This window comes from Ammoniphilus sp. CFH 90114 (genome assembly GCF_004123195.1).
GTDB lineage: Bacteria > Bacillota > Bacilli > Aneurinibacillales > RAOX-1 > YIM-78166.
Genome location: NZ_SDLI01000001.1, coordinates 494,380 through 512,866 on the forward strand (window position 1 = coordinate 494,380; position 18,487 = coordinate 512,866).

21 protein-coding genes are annotated in these 18,487 nt (G+C 40.9%); all 21 read left to right on the forward strand.

The window, feature by feature from the left end:
- Positions 1 to 12: 12 nt before the first annotated feature.
- Positions 13 to 1,221 carry a flagellar hook-length control protein FliK gene (locus tag EIZ39_RS02605; protein ID WP_129197124.1) on the forward strand — a complete coding sequence of 403 codons (1,209 nt, stop codon included), beginning with the start codon at positions 13 to 15 and terminating at the stop codon, positions 1,219 to 1,221.
- 18 nt (positions 1,222 to 1,239) lie between these two features.
- Positions 1,240 to 1,617: a TIGR02530 family flagellar biosynthesis protein gene (locus EIZ39_RS02610; protein WP_129197126.1), complete on the forward strand. Its 378-nt coding sequence runs from the start codon at positions 1,240 to 1,242 to the stop codon at positions 1,615 to 1,617.
- Positions 1,618 to 1,692: 75 nt separating this feature from the next.
- Positions 1,693 to 2,511 (forward strand): flagellar hook-basal body complex protein, encoded by an 819-nt coding sequence (locus tag EIZ39_RS02615; protein WP_129197128.1) that lies wholly within the window; start codon positions 1,693 to 1,695, stop codon positions 2,509 to 2,511.
- Between the two features lie 97 nt (positions 2,512 to 2,608).
- A complete protein-coding gene (locus EIZ39_RS02620) occupies positions 2,609 to 2,833 on the forward strand; it encodes a flagellar FlbD family protein (RefSeq protein ID WP_129197130.1) in 225 nt (74 codons plus the stop codon).
- Positions 2,826 to 3,269: a flagellar basal body-associated protein FliL gene (gene fliL / locus EIZ39_RS02625; RefSeq protein WP_129197132.1), complete on the forward strand. Its 444-nt coding sequence runs from the start codon at positions 2,826 to 2,828 to the stop codon at positions 3,267 to 3,269. Before EIZ39_RS02620 ends, fliL begins: the two co-directional genes overlap by 8 nt.
- Before the next feature lie 23 nt (positions 3,270 to 3,292).
- Complete coding sequence (gene fliM, locus EIZ39_RS02630) at positions 3,293 to 4,300, forward strand: flagellar motor switch protein FliM (RefSeq protein ID WP_240675673.1); 1,008 nt, start codon at positions 3,293 to 3,295, stop codon at positions 4,298 to 4,300.
- Positions 4,293 to 5,612 carry a flagellar motor switch phosphatase FliY gene (gene fliY, locus EIZ39_RS02635; protein ID WP_129197134.1) on the forward strand — a complete coding sequence of 440 codons (1,320 nt, stop codon included), beginning with the start codon at positions 4,293 to 4,295 and terminating at the stop codon, positions 5,610 to 5,612. The genes fliM and fliY overlap by 8 nt, the downstream gene beginning before the upstream one ends.
- A gap of 29 nt (positions 5,613 to 5,641) precedes the next feature.
- Positions 5,642 to 6,004 carry a response regulator gene (locus EIZ39_RS02640; RefSeq protein ID WP_129197136.1) on the forward strand — a complete coding sequence of 121 codons (363 nt, stop codon included), beginning with the start codon at positions 5,642 to 5,644 and terminating at the stop codon, positions 6,002 to 6,004.
- 9 nt (positions 6,005 to 6,013) lie between these two features.
- Positions 6,014 to 6,646 (forward strand): flagellar biosynthetic protein FliO, encoded by a 633-nt coding sequence (locus EIZ39_RS02645; RefSeq protein WP_129197138.1) that lies wholly within the window; start codon positions 6,014 to 6,016, stop codon positions 6,644 to 6,646.
- A complete protein-coding gene (gene fliP / locus EIZ39_RS02650) occupies positions 6,636 to 7,391 on the forward strand; it encodes a flagellar type III secretion system pore protein FliP (protein WP_129197140.1) in 756 nt (251 codons plus the stop codon). Before EIZ39_RS02645 ends, fliP begins: the two co-directional genes overlap by 11 nt.
- Positions 7,392 to 7,416: 25 nt before the next feature.
- Positions 7,417 to 7,686 carry a flagellar biosynthesis protein FliQ gene (gene fliQ, locus EIZ39_RS02655; RefSeq protein ID WP_129197142.1) on the forward strand — a complete coding sequence of 90 codons (270 nt, stop codon included), beginning with the start codon at positions 7,417 to 7,419 and terminating at the stop codon, positions 7,684 to 7,686.
- 4 nt (positions 7,687 to 7,690) lie between these two features.
- Positions 7,691 to 8,473 (forward strand): flagellar biosynthetic protein FliR, encoded by a 783-nt coding sequence (fliR, locus tag EIZ39_RS02660; RefSeq protein ID WP_129197144.1) that lies wholly within the window; start codon positions 7,691 to 7,693, stop codon positions 8,471 to 8,473.
- On the forward strand, positions 8,474 to 9,568 hold the full coding sequence (flhB, locus tag EIZ39_RS02665; protein ID WP_129197145.1) for a flagellar biosynthesis protein FlhB: 1,095 nt from the start codon (positions 8,474 to 8,476) through the stop codon (positions 9,566 to 9,568).
- 18 nt (positions 9,569 to 9,586) lie between these two features.
- Positions 9,587 to 11,623, forward strand: a complete 2,037-nt coding sequence (gene flhA, locus EIZ39_RS02670; protein ID WP_129197147.1) for a flagellar biosynthesis protein FlhA — start codon at positions 9,587 to 9,589, stop codon at positions 11,621 to 11,623.
- Positions 11,623 to 12,852, forward strand: coding sequence for a flagellar biosynthesis GTPase FlhF (flhF, locus tag EIZ39_RS02675; protein WP_129197149.1), 1,230 nt, complete (start codon positions 11,623 to 11,625; stop codon positions 12,850 to 12,852). The genes flhA and flhF overlap by 1 nt, the downstream gene beginning before the upstream one ends.
- Positions 12,853 to 12,854: 2 nt before the next feature.
- Positions 12,855 to 13,724, forward strand: coding sequence for a MinD/ParA family protein (locus EIZ39_RS02680; RefSeq protein ID WP_129197151.1), 870 nt, complete (start codon positions 12,855 to 12,857; stop codon positions 13,722 to 13,724).
- 17 nt (positions 13,725 to 13,741) lie between these two features.
- Positions 13,742 to 14,830, forward strand: a complete 1,089-nt coding sequence (locus EIZ39_RS02685) for a protein-glutamate methylesterase/protein-glutamine glutaminase (RefSeq protein ID WP_129197153.1) — start codon at positions 13,742 to 13,744, stop codon at positions 14,828 to 14,830.
- A 38-nt stretch (positions 14,831 to 14,868) separates the two neighbouring features.
- Positions 14,869 to 16,887 carry a chemotaxis protein CheA gene (locus EIZ39_RS02690; protein WP_129197156.1) on the forward strand — a complete coding sequence of 673 codons (2,019 nt, stop codon included), beginning with the start codon at positions 14,869 to 14,871 and terminating at the stop codon, positions 16,885 to 16,887.
- Between the two features lie 14 nt (positions 16,888 to 16,901).
- The gene (locus EIZ39_RS02695; RefSeq protein ID WP_129197158.1) at positions 16,902 to 17,390 is read left to right on the forward strand and encodes a chemotaxis protein CheW; all 489 of its coding nucleotides are present in this window, start codon (positions 16,902 to 16,904) and stop codon (positions 17,388 to 17,390) included.
- The gene (locus tag EIZ39_RS02700) at positions 17,387 to 18,007 is read left to right on the forward strand and encodes a chemotaxis protein CheC (RefSeq protein ID WP_129197160.1); all 621 of its coding nucleotides are present in this window, start codon (positions 17,387 to 17,389) and stop codon (positions 18,005 to 18,007) included. The genes EIZ39_RS02695 and EIZ39_RS02700 overlap by 4 nt, the downstream gene beginning before the upstream one ends.
- On the forward strand, positions 18,004 to 18,486 hold the full coding sequence (locus EIZ39_RS02705) for a chemotaxis protein CheD (protein ID WP_129197162.1): 483 nt from the start codon (positions 18,004 to 18,006) through the stop codon (positions 18,484 to 18,486). Before EIZ39_RS02700 ends, EIZ39_RS02705 begins: the two co-directional genes overlap by 4 nt.
- Position 18,487: the final 1 nt, after the last annotated feature.

Here is an 18,487-nt window from a genome sequence, read left to right on the forward strand (position 1 = left end):
AGGTGAACACAAATGAAATTGATGTCTATGGCAGAACAACTCTTTCTTCAACCTACACCCAATCAAGGTCTATCCTTAACTCCTGGTGCAAAGACAGAAGAAAACGGATTGTTTGCTGGCTTGCTTGAACTCGAAGAAGCAAAGTTTGATAAACCCATTCAAGAGGAAGTAATGAAGAGGATGGATGAAATCTTAGCCAGCCTATCTGGTTTGATAGAGTTGATGAATCCGAGACAAGATCATCAAATCATGAAAGACTCTTCGATGACAGAGATTCGTGGTTGGGAGCAGGCACTTCAGAATATGAAGTATGCAATAGAACGCGATGGTGACTTAAGTGAAGCAACCCTTAATAAAGTTAATGAAGTGCTGAAAAGACTCTTGCAAGAAGTTCATACGGTAAAAAAAGCGAGCTATTCAATGGGTGAATTGGAATTTGGTACAAGAACGCATGAGATACCCAAGTTAATCCAACAGCTCTCGGTTGAATGGATGAAGATGACGGGTGGTTTACTTAGAAAAGGGGAAGATAAGGCGCCTTTACAAGATAAAGCGCTAATACCCTTGGTGACGCTAAGTAAGGAATTTGCAACGGAGATATCCCGAAAGAAGATAGTAGATATGGGCAAGAAACTCACTGACAGTGAAGATATGACCTTTAGTTCACAACTTAATAAACAATTAAATGAACCTGTTCAGACAGCTGTCTCTTTACCTTCAATACCTTCTGTTAAGGAATTTGGAGGTGACAACATTGACAAGGGTCGGCAAGTGCCAATTGAATGGCTTGCTAAACAGTTAGAGCCTGTATTTTCCCGGACTTTCAGCTTGAAGAATGGACAGCAGGTACATGAGATGATATTACAGCTGAAGCCAGAGTCATTAGGTAAACTAGATGTGAAGATTCAAGAACAGAATGGACAACTCACTGCACGTTTTGTGGTAGAATCTCTCACGGCAAAACAAGCCGTGGAAGAACAACTAGTTCAATTAAGACAGAATCTTCTTAGCCAGGGTATTTCGGTGCATAACATAGAAGTGGTTGAATCCTCCTCTACATCGTATATGCCTTTTCAACAACAGAAGCAACAACAGGATCAGCGACAGTTTTTTTTCAAGGGTAAGAAGGCTAAAGAGTACATAGACCTAGAAGAAGATATAGGTCCCTTACGAGTCCTCCCACAAACCAAAGGAGAATCCGGCATTAATTATACCGTATAAAGGAGAACTAAACGTAAGATGAAGGTGAATCGACCTTTTTTTCCTCCAATTATGCCGCCGGCTGGCCGTACAATCAAACCAAGCTCAAGTGCTGAACAAAAAACGTTTGCTCAAGTACTTCAGACCGCACAAAAGGATGCTCAGCCATTACAGTTTAGCCATCATGCACTCACAAGAATGCAGAGCAGAGGAATTCAATTATCACAAGATCAGCTTGAACGTCTAGAACAAGCTGTAGATAAGGCTTCCCAAAAAGGTGGCAAAGAAACATTAGTCATTATGCAGGACACAGCGTTTATTGTAAGTACGAAGAATAGAACAATAATTACCGCAATAGATGATCAATCACTAAAAGATCATGTGTTTACACAAATTGACAGCACCATCTTAATTTAGACAAAGCTGGACCTACGGGGGGCTTTGAGACTGCTGACCGACTGATGCAGTCATGACCATGAGGGGGAGAACACAATGATACGTTCACTATATTCGGGTGTTTCAGGGATGAGAGGTTTCCAAACGAAGATGGATGTTATAGGTAATAACATTGCCAATGTAAATACAGTAGGGTTTAAGAAGAGCAGGGTCACATTTCAGGATATGTTGAGCCAGACAGTGAATGCTGCAACTTCTGGGGAAGCAGAGGCTCGTGGAGGAAGAAATCCAAGACAGATAGGATTAGGTACACAGGTTGCTGCAATTAATGTTATCCATACTCCTGGGAGCCCCATTGCTACCAATGTTACGACAGACCTAATCATTAATGGAGATGGTTTCTTTGCCGTAAAACCTAATCCAGACCAAGAAGCAGTTTTATTAACTCGTGCCGGCGATTTTACTCGGGATGCAACGGGGAATTTAGTAACACCGCAAGGTTTTCTAGTGCTAAACTCTGATGGGGATCCTATTAACATTCCGCCAGATGAATATCAATCCTTCTCTATTGGAACAAATGGGGTTATCTCTGGTACCAATTTAGATGGCGAAATTACGGAGATTACAACGATCGGCGTGGTTATGGTTAATAACCCAGCAGGACTTAATAAAGTGGGTGGATCACTTTACGAAGTTACCTTAAATGCACACCCCGAAGAAATTGAAATTCTTGCATTGGATGACATTGAGGGAACAACAACCCAAATAATATCAGGGCAGCTAGAAATGTCTAACGTGGATCTGACGGAAGAATTTACGGATATGATTATCACACAAAGAGGATTTCAAGCAAACTCGCGAATTATTACTACATCCGACACAATGATGGAAGAAATCGTCAACTTGAAAAGGTAATAAGTAAAGGTTAGAAAGGGAGACTTACACTATCTCCCTTTCTTCTCCTATTTAAAATAAAGCTTTTCCACTATCCTTTTACTAGGAGCTATGGAACATGATTCAACTTACGAGATTAAATAATAGTACTTACTTTCTAAATCCCTTTTTGATAGAGACAGTAGAAGAAACTCCAGATACCATTATCAGCTTAACGAATGGAAAGAAGTTCATAGTTAAAGAAAAGGCAGTAGATGTTATTTTATCTATGAAGGAGTTTTATCGGGAAATCCATGTTCTTAAATTGATAGGCATCAGAGACACTGGGGGTCCCCATGTTTAAAAATAAGCTCTTTAATATTGCTTTAATCATTATGATTGCCATTACATTGTTGGGTGTTGCAGCCGTCGCAGTGTATAAACTATACATAAACCCGCCGAATGCAGGAGTTGAAGAGGTTGAGCCATTAAGCATCGATGAAATTCTAGAACTCAGCGTTGAAACAGAAGAAATGACAACCAACCTATACGGCGGTGGCTATGTCCGGCTTAAAATGAAGCTTCAAGCAGATAACAAGAAGTCTAAAGAAGAGCTAGAGAAGCGTTTATTTCAAGTAGATCATATTATACTAAAAACCCTTGCAGGGATGACTGAAGAGGAAATAAGAGGGCCAGAAGGCTTGAGAAAAGTTGAGGAACAAATTCGAAGTAGCATTAATGAGTTACTGCAAGAAGGACAAGTGACTGAGGTTACGACTACAAGAATGATCATTCAATAAGCTTTATCTGTTAGACAAAGGGGGTGAGCGTTCTGTCATCGGAAGTATTGTCCCAGAATGAGATTGATGCCTTGCTTACTGCGTTGTCATCTGGGGAAATGAATGCCGACGAAATGAAAAAGGACTTTACAGAGAAAAAAGTTAGACTCTACGATTTTAAAAGGGCTTTACGTTTCTCTAAAGACCAAATTCGAACGTTAACGCGCATTCATGACAACTATGCTAGGTTATTGACGACTTATTTTTCAGCACAGCTTAGGACGCTCGTCCGATTTACAGTAGCATCTGTTGACCAGCTTCCTTACGATGAATTTATCCGATCCATCCCCAAGATGACGATATTGAATGTTTTTGAAGCCGATCCCTTGGATGGACGGATGGTATTAGAAGTTAATCCGAATGTGGGTTATGCCATTTTGGACCGCTTGCTGGGAGGGCAGGGAAGCAGTCAGAATAAGTTTAGCGGCTTAACAGAAATTGAAACCATGGTTCTAGAGCGAGTATTTAGAAAATCCTTAAAGATCTATGCAGACGCTTGGAAGGATGCTCTAGCCATCGATCCTGTCTTGACCATAACGGAAACGAACCCACAATTTATGCAGATCGTTTCACCAAATGAGACTGTAGCTGTTATTTCCTTTAGTACGAAGATAGCTGATACAACTGGCGTAATTAATATTTGTCTTCCTCATGTCGTGTTAGAGCCCGTAATGGTTAAGTTATCTGCCCACTATTGGTTATCATCGCAAAAGAAATCAAGGGATACTAAAGAGATTACAGCTCTGCAAGAAAGGGTAAAAAAGGCACAAATTCCGATTATTGCTGAATTAGGGACAGCCCAGATTACAGTTGGCGAGTTTATTAACCTCGCGAGTGGAGATATCATTCAACTTAATACGAAGAAAGATAACGCAATGAATATTCGCATCGGCACGAAGTATAAATTTCAAGGGCGGCCTGGAACGCAAGGGGGAAAACTGGCTATACAGATTGACAAGGTGTTAGACGAAGGGATGGAAGATAATGAATAATCGAGATATGCTCTCCCAAGAAGAAATCGACGCCCTGCTTCGTCAGAACAATCTGGACGAACAATCACTTAACGACAATGAAAATTTAAATATTGATACGTATTTAACCCCTATGGAGCAAGATGCCTTAGGAGAAATTGGAAATATATGTTTTGGTAGTTCAGCTACGGCTCTGTCTACTTTGTTAGGAAAAAAAACAGATATTACAACACCGACAGTTAGTGTCGTAGAACAGGGAAAGCTGTCTTATGAGTTCCCTCACCCTCATGTAGCGGTGCATGTGGAGTATACAGAGGGGTTCAAGGGTATTAATTTATTGGTCATTCATTCGGATGATGCGAAGGTCATTGCCGATCTGATGATGGGCGGAGACGGAACTAATCGTGATATTGAGCTGACTGAACTTCATATTAGTGCTGTACAAGAAGCGATGAACCAAATGATGGGGTCTGCAGCTACTTCGATGTCTACCTTGTTTAATAAACGAGTGGATATTTCTCCACCTGGGATTGACTTGCTAGATTTTTCGAACGATGCAGAAAAAGGCTCATTCCCTGATGAGAAAGTATTTATTAAAATTTCATTTCGCTTAAAAATTGGTGATTTAATTGATTCAAATATTATGCAACTGCTTCCTGTCTCCTTTGCGAAAGAGATGGTAAGTTTACTCCTCGGTGGAGGCAGTGTTGAGGCGGAGGAATCGATACCTCAACAGTCAAATGTAGTTAGCCAGGTAGAGAAGACACCACCGAGTTCACAACAACCCATGGAGGGGGGACCAGTAACAGGGGATGCATACGGGAACCAGCCACCAGGCCATTCTCAGCCGATGTATCCGCCACCGCAGCACCCTTATCCTCCACCACCTATGTATCACCAACAGGTGCCGGGGTACCCATATCAGCAGCCGATGTATCCGCCTCCACAACAGCCTATGTATGCCATGCCGAACTACTTAAGTTCCCCTAGTGGAGGAGTGCAGCAACCACCCAATGTTCAGCATGCTCAATTTAGTCCGTTTCATATCCCTGGTACTACACCAGCGATGGATGATAGGAACCTTAACTTGCTGTTAGATATCCCGCTCCAGGTTACCGTGGAATTAGGGAGAACCAAAAAGCAAATTAAAGACATTTTAGAAATGTCTGCGGGATCTATAATTGAGTTGGATAAACTGGCAGGGGAACCGGTTGATATTTTTGTCAACAATAAGCTGATAGCTAAGGGTGAAGTAGTGGTAATTGAAGAAAACTTTGGTGTTCGTGTAACGGACATTATCAGTCAGTGGGATCGCGTTCAAAAATTACAATAATATTATAAAAACATGGGGGTCAAAGAGTTATGGCTAATAGTGTATTAATCGTAGATGATGCTGCTTTTATGAGAATGATGATTAAGGAAATCTTAACTAAAAATGGATATACCGTAGTGGGTGAAGCAAGTGATGGAGCACAGGCTGTGGAGAAATACAAGGAGCTGAAGCCTGATCTGGTCACAATGGACATTACGATGCCAGAGATGGATGGAATCACTGCTCTTAAAGAAATTAAAAAAGTAGATTCAAGTGCTAAGGTTATCATGTGCTCAGCAATGGGACAGCAAGCGATGGTTATTGACGCGATTCAGGCAGGGGCTAAGGATTTTGTTGTAAAGCCTTTTCAAGCTGATCGTGTAATAGAGGCCATCAAAAAAACTTTAGGCTAGAGGGAAGAGATGGTTTCATTTACAAGGCTCTATTTAATTATATTGTTTGTGACTAGCCTGGTTCTTTTCTCTGGATCGTATATACCAGACGTGGCAATGGCTGAAAACAAGGAGCCAACTGTTCATTCCAAGCTAGGAGAAGAAGTAAACCAAGAACAAATAGGGAATGTTGGGGCGGATTTTGAGGTTCTTCCCTATCTCCTTAAAGTAGTTTTTTTCCTTATTGTCATTGGTTTAATGATCTACTTTCTGATTCGCTTCCTCTCCAACCAGTCAAGGCAGTCTATTGGTGGGCTGCCTTTGCGCTTACTTGGAGGGATAGCTTTAGGACAAAACCGTTCTCTACAAGTAGTTCAACTTGGAGGGAAGGTATACGTTCTGGGAGTAGGTCAGGATGTTCGTTTATTAATGGAAATTGAGAATGAAGAAGAAGTAGCTGAGTGGCTGACGAAAGAAGCAGATGCACCGAGTTTGATGGACTTCATGAATAAATGGAAAAAGAAGAACACACACACACAAGATGCTTCATTCGAACAAGTATTTGAACAACAATTAAATCAGTTGAAAGAGAACCGATCAGTTGCAGAACGTACACTCTATTACTCAACCGATGGCAAAGAAGGTAAAAACCATGAAAGCTAATTCTCTATCGGTTCTGCTTTTCTTGTTGTTATTATTCTTTGGTACCACGGTTACGGTATCAGCAGAAGGTTCAGTCATTCCTGGATTTGATTTGAATATTGGAACAAGCGATAACCCAGCAGAAGTATCGACAACATTACAGATCATACTATTGGTTACTTTACTATCGATTGCACCAGCCTTACTTGTTCTAATGACCTCATTTACGAGAATTGTAATTGTCCTTTCCTTCGTAAGGACGTCATTGGCTACCCAACAGATGCCACCAAATCAAGTCTTAATTGGACTGGCTTTATTTCTAACCTTTTTCGTCATGGCGCCAACCTTTTCAGCTGTGAATGAAGCTGCCTTGCAGCCTTACCTAGCTGGAGAAATCAATCAACAGCAAGCTTTTGACCAAGCAGCTGTACCTATGAAAGAATTCATGGGGAAATATACGAGAGAAAAAGATTTAATGCTTTTCTTAGAGTACTTGCAACTAGAAAAGCCTAGTACAATTCAGGATATCCCTTTTACAGCTTTAGTTCCAGCCTTTGTAATTAGTGAACTGAAGACAGCATTCCAAATGGGATTTATGATATTTATTCCTTTTCTCGTCATCGATATGATTGTGGCAAGTATCTTAATGGCCATGGGGATGATGATGCTTCCCCCCGTCATGATTTCTTTACCCTTCAAGATATTATTGTTTATATTAGTGGATGGCTGGCATCTAATTGTAAAATCATTATTGGCCAGTTTTTAGATACCTGAAAATGGGGTGAATTGTAATGTCACCGGAAGGTGTAATTAACCTGGCGAAGAATTCGGTTTATTTGATCTTGCTTGTAACTGCTCCAGTCGTTGGAATTGGTCTGTTAGTAGGTTTATTGGTTGCTGTTTTCCAAGCTACTACGCAGATACAGGAACAAACCTTGGCCTTTGTTCCTAAAATTGTTGCTATATTAGTTGCACTTATTATCTTTGGTCCATGGATGTTAACTCAATTAATAGATTACACTTATCATATTTTCAATAATTTATATCGGTATATAGGTTGAAAAAATGAATCTTTTTTTCGCGTGGGATTTGTTTCCAAGTTTCTTGTTGATATTTGTTAGGCTTACTTCATACTTCGTAACAGTCCCAATTTTTTCGTCTAAAAATGTGCCTCAAACTGCAAAAATTGGATTAGCTTTTTTTCTTTCTTTAATAACGTTTACCAGTCTTGGAATAGAACCTGTTAGATTTGATGAAACCTATTTTCTGCTTATTCTAAAAGAGGTATTCATTGGACTTACGTTGGGGTTTATTGGGACTTTGATTCTTTACGCTATCCAGACAGCTGGCGGGTTCATTGATATGCAGATGGGACTAGCCATGGCAAGTGTAATTGATCCACAGACGGGAATTCACACCCCTTTAATGGGTCAGTTCAAGTATATTTTAGCCTTATTATTTTTGCTATCAACTAATGCTCATCATCTCTTGATTCAAGGGATAATAGAAAGTTATAAGATTGTCCCCTTAGATCAATTAGGATTAAATATTTCGGGCGGTAATATAACGTCGGTTATATCTCAGGCTTTCTATCATATGTTCCTTTCTGCTTTTATGATAGCAGCACCGATTGTTGTATCTCTGTTTCTAGTGGATGTAGCTCTCGGAATCGTGGCTAGAACCGTGCCGCAACTCAATATTTTTGTTATCGGGATACCGATTAAGCTCCTGACAGGGTTTTTAATACTTATTGTTGTTTTGCCGGGTTATTTTTTTACACTGAAAAATTTGTTTAAATCATTAGTTCAGTCGATGGAGGCTTTATTGAAAGCCATGGGGTGGAGTTAAATGGAGCAAACCAAACTGATCTTAACCATTAATCTGCAGTTTTTTGCAGGAGAAAAGACCGAAGAGGCCACCCCAAAAAAGAAGCAAGATGCTCGTGAAAAAGGACAGGTTGCAAAGAGTCAAGAGGTTGCATCCGCACTTATCATGCTAGCGTGTTTCTTGTTTCTGTTATTTATGGGTCAATCTATGGGAGCGAACCTGACTAAAATGATGAGAGGAACGTTTACGGAGTATCTCCACTGGGATGTAACGGTACATAACGTTCAAGTTGTCTTTAATCAGTTGTTGCTAGAAAGTGCACTGATCGTTGTACCTTTTTTGCTTATAGCCTTAGTCATGGGTGTGTTTTCAAATTATATACAAATTGGGTTTTTGTTCACAACAGAACCTTTAAAGATGAAGCTAGAAAAGTTAGATCCGATTCAGGGAGCCAAAAAAATTTTTTCTATGCGCTCCATCGTAGAGCTTCTAAAATCCATTTTAAAGATTATCCTTACATCCACTATTGCGATTCTAGTTTTAAGTAAAGCAGTAGATGAAATTATGGTTTTATCCCAAACATCTGTCGGACATGTCCTAACTTTAGTTTCCTCCTTAACGGTTCAAATTGGAACATTTATTGCCTTGCTGCTTCTTGTGTTGTCTGTTCTGGATTATATCTATCAAAAATACGAACATGAAAAAGGTCTACGCATGTCGAAGCAAGATGTAAAAGACGAATACAAGAAAACGGAAGGGGATCCATTGATTAAAGGAAAAATTAAGCAGCGTCAAAGAGAGATGGCAATGAGCCGAATGATGCAGGAAATTCCGAAGGCGGATGTGGTAATCACAAACCCTACCCACTTTGCTGTTGCTATTCAGTATAATCCTAGTGAAATGCAAGCGCCAAAAGTGATAGCCAAGGGGAAAGATCTTATTGCTCTAAGAATCAAAGAAATCGCGCAAAGAGAAAACATCATAACAATGGAAAACAAACCATTAGCTCGAGCTTTACATGCCCAAGTAGAGATTGGACAGGAAGTTCCTGAATCCTTATTTAAGGCTGTAGCGGAAGTATTGGCTTATGTATATCAGTTAAGAAAAAGAGCGTAGGAAGGGAGGGGATCATTCATGAGAATTAAAGATATATCGGTATTAGTGATGGTTATTCTTGTTGTTATGATGATGGTGATCCCACTCCCAACACTCCTTCTTGATTTTCTATTAATTATTAATATTTCACTTGCGTTAACTATTCTAATGGTGGCGATGAATACAAAGGAAGCCTTGGACTTCTCCATTTTTCCGACTCTATTGCTATTGACAACTTTGTTCCGTTTATCTCTTAACGTATCTACAACCCGATCGATCCTTCAGGATGCTGACGGGGGAAGGGTTGTCCAGGCTTTCGGAGAATTCGTGGTAGGAGGAAGTCCTGTCATTGGTTTTGTCATCTTTATTATCTTAGTCATCATTAACTTTGTCGTTATTACAAAAGGTTCGGAGAGGGTTGCTGAAGTAGCTGCACGCTTCACACTAGATGCGATGCCCGGGAAGCAAATGAGTATTGACGCCGATTTGAATGCTGGGATGATTACGGAGCACGAAGCAAGAGACAGGCGAAAGAAAATTGAACGTGAAGCGGATTTCTACGGGGCCATGGATGGAGCAAGTAAATTTGTAAAGGGCGACGCTATCGCAGGTATTATTATTCTTCTCATTAACGTTCTCGGTGGGTTTATCATTGGGATGGCTATACATGGTATGGGGTTTGCTGAATCTGCCAGTACCTTTACTTTACTCTCTGTAGGGGATGGACTGGTAAGCTCGATTCCTGCCCTCGTCATCTCAACAGCTACAGGTATTATGGTTACGAGAGCGGGGTCTGATGGAAACCTAGGTGACGATTTAAGTAAGCAACTACTGGCTTACCCTAAGTTGCTCTATGTGGTTGCAGGTACCGTTGCCATTCTTGGTATCTTCACCCCGATTGGTCCGATTAGTACACTCCCTGTCGCTGGCCTCTTGATCTTTGGAGCATTAAGATTACAAAAGAATCTTCAATTACAAGAAGAATTGGCTGCTCAAGCTCCAATTGAGGATCCTGAAGTGGAACAAGTGAAGAGCCCTGAGAGTGTATTAGGGCTCCTCCATGTTGATCCCATTGAATTTGAATTTGGATATGGTCTTATTCCCTTGGCGGACACGAATCAAGGAGGGGACCTACTGGATCGAGTGATCATGATTCGTAGACAATGCGCTTTAGAGTTAGGATTAGTCGTTCCCGTCATTCGAATTCGAGACAATATTCAGTTACGTCCCAACCAATATGTCATAAAAATTAAAGGGAATATGGTTGCGGGTGGAGAGATACTCCTAGATCACTATCTGGCCATGAGTCCGGGTATTGAAGATGACAGTGTAATTGGGATTGATACAATTGAACCTTCTTTTGGGTTACCTGCATTATGGATATCTGAAGAGATACGTGAAAGAGCAGAGCTCTCTGGTTATACGGTTGTGGACCCTCCCTCCGTGGTTGCTACACATCTTTCTGAGGTCATAAAAAAATACGCACATGAGTTGTTAAGCCGACAAGATACCAAATCTCTAATAGACAATCTAAAGGAAAACGCACCAGCACTAGTAGAAGAGGTCGTTCCATCTATCATGTCAATAGGAGATATCCAAAAAGTACTTCAAAAACTCTTAAAAGAAAAAATCTCAATAAGAAATCTTCATGTGATTATGGAAGCCTTGGCGGATTATGGTCAATATACGAAGGATCCGGATTTATTAACAGAGTATGTGCGACAAAGCCTCTCGAGGCAAATAACCTTGCAATACTCTGAACCAGGACAGGCTCTTCGTGTGATAACAGCCGGACCTGGATTAGAAAAAACCATATCCGAATGTGTTCAGCAAACAGAGCAAGGGAGCTACTTGGCTGTGGACCCTGATCTATCTCAGAGGATCTATCAAACCTTATCAGAGCAGGTTCAGCGCCTTATGAATATGGGACATCAACCGATCTTGTTGACCTCACCGGCTATCCGGATGTACACCAGACAATTGATTGAAAGGATGTTTCCGGATCTCCCTGTTCTCTCCTATAACGAAATTGAAGCAGACGTAGAAGTGCAAAGTCTAGGGGTGGTGAATCTGTAATGCGTGTTAAAAGGTATGTAGTGGACTCGATGCCGGATGCTCTCCAAAGAATTAAAGCGGACTTAGGTAAAGATGCCATTATCTTAAATACGAAAAACATCAAAACAGGTGGCTTCTTCGGTTTCTTTACAAGAAAACAGATTGAAGTCATAGCTGCCGTTGATGTGAATAAAGGACCTGTACCCTCGGCCCAACCCCAGTCTTCATCTCCTTCCGATATCATAGAGGAGAAAAGGCCGAAACTAACCCAAAAGGTATCGTTTCAGGTGGATGACGAGGTTAAAAAAGAAATCCCTACGTATGATCTTAAATCTATTGTAGCGAAAAAGAGTCCGATATTTACTTTAGAAAATCAGACAGTGGAGGCTGGAGGGGCAAGTTTACCGGCGGAAATGCCTGCAAGAACAAGGGAAAATATTGCAGTGGTTGACTCACTTCCTAAACCAAACTTCTCGTCTTTACGAAATAAACTTAGATTGCAGGATGTAGAGGATCAATGGATTGAAGAAGTTATCCAAAGAATGAGCGCTAGGTACAGCGGAGTGTTGTTGCAAAATGACCAATCTCAGATTCAGCATGCAAAACTAGTCATTGAGGAAATGCTTACAGAGAGACAAAGTAAACAAAGTCTAATAGCCAATGATACGAGGTTTGTTAAGTTCTTCGGGCCTACCGGGGTAGGAAAAACAACAACCATTGCGAAACTAGCAGCAGAAGGAGTGTTGAAAAACAAGAGAAAGGTCGGATTAATAACGACGGACACGTATCGTATTGGTGCAGTTGATCAACTGAGAACCTACTCTAATATTCTTAATGTGCCTTTAGAAGTTGTATTTCAGCCCGGGGAAATGTCAACAGCACTTGAAAACTTGAGTGCTTGTGATCTGATCTTGGTCGATACAGCAGGAAGAAACTATCGAAAGCCAGATTATGCGATGGAGCTAGCTCAATACTTTCCTAGCTTGTCGGGAGGAGAAAACTACATTGTACTAAGCTTAACGGCTAAAAACAGTGATATGGTGGAGATCCTGGAAAACTTCAAGTGTCTTCCTGTGGAAAAAGTTATCTTTACAAAATCGGATGAAACCCAAACTTATGGATCAATCTTGAACATGGTCATGCGCTATCATCTGTCTTTATCCTACCTGACTACAGGTCAGAATGTTCCAGATGATATTCGTGTAGCTGTTCCCAGTAAGGTGGCCAATTTGATTTTAGGAGAAGGATAGTCATGTATGATCAAGCACAAGGTTTGCGTGAAATAATTAAAAAGCAAACAGATCAGACGTTAAAACAAACAAGGATTATAACCGTAACTAGTGGAAAAGGCGGAGTGGGAAAGTCTAACTTCTCACTCAACTTTGCTCTTGGCTTAATCGCGGCTGGAAAGAAGGTCGTTGTCCTCGATGTGGATCTCGGCTTGGCCAATATTGAAGTACTTATGGGTGTGTCTCCGAAAAATTATTTACTTGATTTAATAGAACAAGATAAAACGGTATGGGACGTCCTTGAGAAAGGTCCCAATGGATTAGAGTTTATATCAGGCGGTACGGGGTTTAGTCATTTACTAGAATTGAATGAAGTCCAATTAAATCGTTTTTTTGAAAAGATGGCTGCCCTTAATGGTTATGCTGATTTTGTTATTATTGATACAGGAGCCGGTCTAACCAAACAATCCCTGAGTTTTATTATGGCAGCTGATGATGTCATTCTCGTAACTACACCGGAACCTACGTCAATTACGGATGCTTATGCGGTAGTTAAGCTAGTCCAAGCATCAGAACCTAATGTGCGCTTTAAGATGGTGGTCAACCGAGTAGGCAGTCCTCGAGAAGGTAAGATGGCTTTTGATAAACTGGCATTAGTATCAAAAAAATTTCTTAACCTAGAAATTGCTTCATTAGGTTATATGCATGATGATAGTCACGTTTCACGAGCAGTCAAACAGCAAACACCCTTTTTTCTCGCCTACCCGAGTGCGATTGCTTCCTTAGGAATAAAAGATTTGGTCCATAGTTATCTAGAAGGTAATAGTCAATCTATTTATGTTCCACGGGGGGTCAAAGGCTTCTTAAAGAGAATGATTAGTCATATGAGATGAAGTGGGGGTGAGTATAAATGAGAAAAATCAGAGTTTTGGTTGTTGACGATTCAGCCTTTATGCGGAAGGTGATATCTGACATTCTATCGCAGGATCCTTGGATAGAAGTTATAGACAAAGCAAGAAATGGACTAGAAGGAATAGAAAAAGTAAAAAAGCTGTCACCGGATGTAGTAACGATGGATGTGGAGATGCCGACAATGAACGGGTTAGAAGCATTAGAGCATTTAATGAAACATCATCCCCTACCCGTTATTATGCTGAGCAGCTTAACCCATGAAGGTGCGACGGAGACGATCAAAGCTTTGGAATTGGGGGCTGTTGACTTTATTCCTAAGCCTTCAGGTTCCATTTCATTGGATATCCATAAGGTGGAAGATCAAATCATTGCGAAGGTAAAAGCGGCAGCTGGAGCCAAGCTAAATAAGCACCCTATCTCTTCCTTCACACCTACTAGAGAGAAAGGAAATGAGAAAGTTAGGTCGGATCTGACACTTATCAAAAAGAGAGTAACACCGAATCCAGACTTACCCAATTTAATCCTTATAGGGACTTCAACGGGTGGCCCAAAAGCCCTGCAGATTGTTCTTACATCTTTACCTGCTCACATCCCTGCAGCTGTGCTTATTGTACAACATATGCCGCCGGGGTTTACCAAATCTCTATCTCAACGCCTTGATACTTTAAGTGCCCTTCATGTGACGGAGGCTGAGGACGGTATGGATCTTAAAGTAGGTTCTGTGTATATTGCGCCAGGAGATTATCATATGGAGCTTAAGCGAAGAAACACAGGCCAATTCTATATTGGGCTAAATCAGACTGAACCAAAGGCAGGGCATAGACCATCTGTAGATGCACTATTTGAGTCTGCCGCCCTTCTAGATCTTCCAAGTACATATGTTGTTGTAATGACAGGAATGGGGAGCGATGGGACAAGAGGGTTGAAAGCACTAAAGTCTGTATCTGGATGTAAGCAAATCATTGCCGAAGATGAGAGTACATGTGTGGTGTTTGGAATGCCAAAGTCAGCGATTGCATCGGGAAATGTAGATACCGTTCTTCCCTTGTCTAAGATAGGGCCTTACTTGGCTGAAGTGTTAATATAAAGTTTAGTATTTTTAGGACGAAAGTGGGGGCTAAATTCATGGATATGGAACAATATCTGGATATGTTCATTGAAGAATCAAAAGAACATTTGCAAGCCATTAATGAGAATCTATTGCGTTTAGAAGATGCGCCAGGGGATACTAGCATTGTGAATGATATCTTTCGCTCGGCTCATACCTTAAAAGGCATGTCTGCCACTATGGGATTTGAAGATATGGCCAATTTAACACATGAAATGGAGAATGTATTAGACCAGGTTCGAAATGGAAAGCTGACAGTCCAACTAGGGACGATGGACACGCTATTTCGATGCGTAGATATTTTAGAATCCATTTTGTATTCTATTGCCCAAGGGGGAGATGGGCGTCATGATGTGACGGCCGTTGTCGCAGATTTGCGTCGTATCTTATCTGGAGACACGATTCCAGGGAAAACACCTGATCAATCGGCTGATCCAGAGCTTACGAATATTGAGTTTGATGACTATGAATATACAGTAATGAAGCAATCTCTTGATTCTGGCTATAACGCATACCAAATTGAAACCATGGTAAGGGAAGACTGTGTTCTAAAAGCTGCTCGTGCGTACATGGTTTTTGATCAGCTAGAATCATGTGGAGAAATAATAAAAGCCGTTCCTAGTGTGGAGGAATTGGAAGAGGAAAAATTTGATAAGACTTTTCAAGTCGTTCTTCTGACGAAGAAACCTAAGGAAGAACTTGAGAAAATCGTCATGAGTGTTTCAGAGATCGAATCCGTTTTGATCCATTCGATCGAATCGATAAAACAACCCCTGCTTGAAGAAACCAAGCCAGTAAATGCTGAAGGGGATGATGAAATACAGGTAATTGAGCCTAAGGAACAACAACAATTGGAAAAAGCAACTGTACAAAAGAAAGTAGCTAGCGGGAAAACGATACGGGTAGATATTGAACGTCTTGACATTTTGATGAATCTTTTCAGTGAACTCGTTATTGATCGTGGGCGTCTAGAACAATTATCAAGAGACTCGAAAAACCCTGCGTTGATTGAAACGGTTGAACATATGAGCAGAATTTCTGGTGATTTACAAAATATTATTTTGAATATGCGCATGGTTCCTGTGGAACAAGTGTTTAACCGCTTCCCGAGAATGGTACGTGATTTAGCTAAAGACTTAAATAAAAAAGTCAATCTCTACATTGAGGGTGCTGAAACCGAATTGGATCGTACCGTTATTGATGAAATTGGTGACCCTCTAGTTCATCTTTTACGCAACTCCATTGATCATGGTTTGGAATCACCCGACGAACGTTTAAAAGTGGGTAAAGAGGAAACAGGGAAAGTTATCCTTAAAGCTTACCACAGTGGAAATCACGTATTTATTGAAGTGATGGATGATGGGAAAGGGATAGACAGACAGAAAATCTTGAAAAAAGCCAAAGAAAAAGGAATTATTCAAGAACATCAGGCTACAAGTATGTCAGACAAGCAGGTTTACGAACTTCTTTTCGCTTCAGGTCTAAGTACAGCAGAAAAAATTACGGACGTATCAGGAAGAGGGGTCGGTCTAGATGTTGTAAAGACTAAGATAGAATCTTTAGGGGGTGCAGTGAGTGTTGACTCTGTACCAGGGCAAGGCACTACATTCCTTATCCAATTACCGCTTACCCTATCTATTATCTCCGCTATGTTAGTAGAGGTAGAACGGGAGAAATTTGCTGTTCCGTTAAGTTCGATCATTGAAACGGCCGTCTTTAGAAAAGATCAAATAATGCGTGCACACCAACAAGATGTTATTGATTTTAGAGGTAGGGTTGTACCTTTGGTTTCACTAAAGAAGATTTTTCATATTCCAGATAGTTTGGATAACAAAAGGGATGAGATATCGGTAGTCATTGTGAGAAAGGGCGATAAGATGGCGGGACTAGTGGTAGATTCCTTCATCGGACAACAAGAAATCGTTCTTAAATCTCTAGGAAAATATCTCGTTAATGTATTTGCGATTTCTGGGGCAACGATTCTCGGAGATGGACAAGTGGCTCTCATTATTGATTGCAACACACTAATTAAGTAAAGGGGGACGCAAACATGCAATCTAGTCTTGGAGAAGTAGCAGAAGAAATGAAGGTCATCGTGTTTCGCCTACAGGACGAGGAATATGGAGTAGAAGTAGAACAGGTGAAATCGATAGAGCGCCTAGAGAAAATTACCCGTGTTCCGAGAACCCCATCATTCGTAAAAGGGGTTATTAACTTACGTGGGGTAGTAACACCCATCATTGACCTTAGGGAACGATTTGGATTGGGAGATTCTCAACATACCGATAGTACAAGAATTATCATCGTCACAATCGGTGGGCTCGAGGTAGGGCTAATTGTAGATTCTGCAACTGACGTCATTGATGTAGCTATTGATGCCGTAGAACCCCCGCCTTGTATCGTAGGTGGTGTAGAAGCCGTATACCTAAAGGGTGTGGCTAAATTAGAGAAAAGACTATTAATCTTACTTAACCTAAACAAAGTCCTAGATGCTTCCGAGATGCAACAACTTGAGAGGATCGAAGGTACAGTAGGATGAGTAAAGGTTTTAAAGACTTTGGGGAATTCCAATTTGACGTATTGAAGGAAATCGGAAATATTGGAGCGGGTAATGCGGCTACAGCTTTATCTAAACTTATTTCAAAAGAAATTGATATGAAGGTACCGCAGGTACAAATCGTTGGCTTTAATGATATTGCGGATTCTGTCGGGGGAGCGGAAAACGTAGTTGTTGCAGTCTTTTTACGAATAGAAGGCGATATCCCGGGGAACATGTTTTTTCTTATGAGTTTAAATTCGGCTCATAGCTTAATTAAAGAAACACTCGGTATGGAACCTGCAGGAGAAGAGTTAACGGAATTGGAAAAGTCAGCATTATGTGAGGTAGGAAATATATTAATTGGCTCATATCTCTCCTCTTTAGCTGACTTTACACAACTAAATCTTCAACCTTCCGTTCCTGCTTTAGCCATAGACATGGCTGGAGCGATACTAAGTTATGGTCTAATTGAACTTGGGCAGTCAGGGGATTATGCACTTGCCATTGATACGGTCTTTTTCGAAGGGAATGAAGAGGTTCAAGGACATTTCTTCTTGTTGCCAGATCCAGCCTATTTGGGAAAAATATTCTTAGCTTTAGGAGTGCCGCTAGAATGAATATTGTGAAAGTGGGAATGGCTGATCTTAATGTGGCAACTAATCCTGATCGAATTCGCACAACAGGATTAGGTTCTTGTGTGGGTGTAACGTTATTTGATCAAGTAACAAAAATTGGTGGTATGGCGCATGTGATGCTTCCAACCTCCACATTAGGGAAAGGCGAATTAAATATTGCGAAATATGCAGACACAGCAATCCCTAAACTCATTAGTGATTTAGAAAAGCGGGGAGCGAATCGAAGAAGGTTGGTTGCTAAACTGGCTGGTGGCGCACAAATGTTCTCATTTTCTTCTTCAAGTGATATTATGCGCATAGGACCACGTAATGTTGATGCATGCAAGGAAGCGCTAAAGAAAGAAGGTATTCGAATCTTATCTGAGGATACGGGAGGAAATTGGGGACGGACGATAGAAATGGACTGTGCGACTGGCAGCCTTCATATTCGTACCGTTAACCAGGGAGTGAAGGAGATCTAAT

Excerpts from the sequence above, each read along its gene's own strand:
- EIZ39_RS02605 (WP_129197124.1), top strand. The coding sequence starts at position 13 with ATGAAATTGATGTCTATGGCAGAACAACTCTTTCTTCAACCTACACCC.
- EIZ39_RS02610 (WP_129197126.1), top strand. The coding sequence starts at position 1,240 with ATGAAGGTGAATCGACCTTTTTTTCCTCCAATTATGCCGCCGGCTGGC.
- EIZ39_RS02615 (WP_129197128.1), top strand. The coding sequence starts at position 1,693 with ATGATACGTTCACTATATTCGGGTGTTTCAGGGATGAGAGGTTTCCAA.
- EIZ39_RS02620 (WP_129197130.1), top strand. The coding sequence starts at position 2,609 with ATGATTCAACTTACGAGATTAAATAATAGTACTTACTTTCTAAATCCC.
- fliL (WP_129197132.1), top strand. The coding sequence starts at position 2,826 with ATGTTTAAAAATAAGCTCTTTAATATTGCTTTAATCATTATGATTGCC.
- fliY (WP_129197134.1), top strand. The coding sequence starts at position 4,293 with ATGAATAATCGAGATATGCTCTCCCAAGAAGAAATCGACGCCCTGCTT.
- EIZ39_RS02640 (WP_129197136.1), top strand. The coding sequence starts at position 5,642 with ATGGCTAATAGTGTATTAATCGTAGATGATGCTGCTTTTATGAGAATG.
- EIZ39_RS02645 (WP_129197138.1), top strand. The coding sequence starts at position 6,014 with ATGGTTTCATTTACAAGGCTCTATTTAATTATATTGTTTGTGACTAGC.
- fliP (WP_129197140.1), top strand. The coding sequence starts at position 6,636 with ATGAAAGCTAATTCTCTATCGGTTCTGCTTTTCTTGTTGTTATTATTC.
- fliQ (WP_129197142.1), top strand. The coding sequence starts at position 7,417 with ATGTCACCGGAAGGTGTAATTAACCTGGCGAAGAATTCGGTTTATTTG.
- fliR (WP_129197144.1), top strand. The coding sequence starts at position 7,691 with ATGAATCTTTTTTTCGCGTGGGATTTGTTTCCAAGTTTCTTGTTGATA.
- flhB (WP_129197145.1), top strand. The coding sequence starts at position 8,474 with ATGGAGCAAACCAAACTGATCTTAACCATTAATCTGCAGTTTTTTGCA.
- flhA (WP_129197147.1), top strand. The coding sequence starts at position 9,587 with ATGAGAATTAAAGATATATCGGTATTAGTGATGGTTATTCTTGTTGTT.
- flhF (WP_129197149.1), top strand. The coding sequence starts at position 11,623 with ATGCGTGTTAAAAGGTATGTAGTGGACTCGATGCCGGATGCTCTCCAA.
- EIZ39_RS02680 (WP_129197151.1), top strand. The coding sequence starts at position 12,855 with ATGTATGATCAAGCACAAGGTTTGCGTGAAATAATTAAAAAGCAAACA.
- EIZ39_RS02685 (WP_129197153.1), top strand. The coding sequence starts at position 13,742 with ATGAGAAAAATCAGAGTTTTGGTTGTTGACGATTCAGCCTTTATGCGG.
- EIZ39_RS02690 (WP_129197156.1), top strand. The coding sequence starts at position 14,869 with ATGGATATGGAACAATATCTGGATATGTTCATTGAAGAATCAAAAGAA.
- EIZ39_RS02695 (WP_129197158.1), top strand. The coding sequence starts at position 16,902 with ATGCAATCTAGTCTTGGAGAAGTAGCAGAAGAAATGAAGGTCATCGTG.
- EIZ39_RS02700 (WP_129197160.1), top strand. The coding sequence starts at position 17,387 with ATGAGTAAAGGTTTTAAAGACTTTGGGGAATTCCAATTTGACGTATTG.
- EIZ39_RS02705 (WP_129197162.1), top strand. The coding sequence starts at position 18,004 with ATGAATATTGTGAAAGTGGGAATGGCTGATCTTAATGTGGCAACTAAT.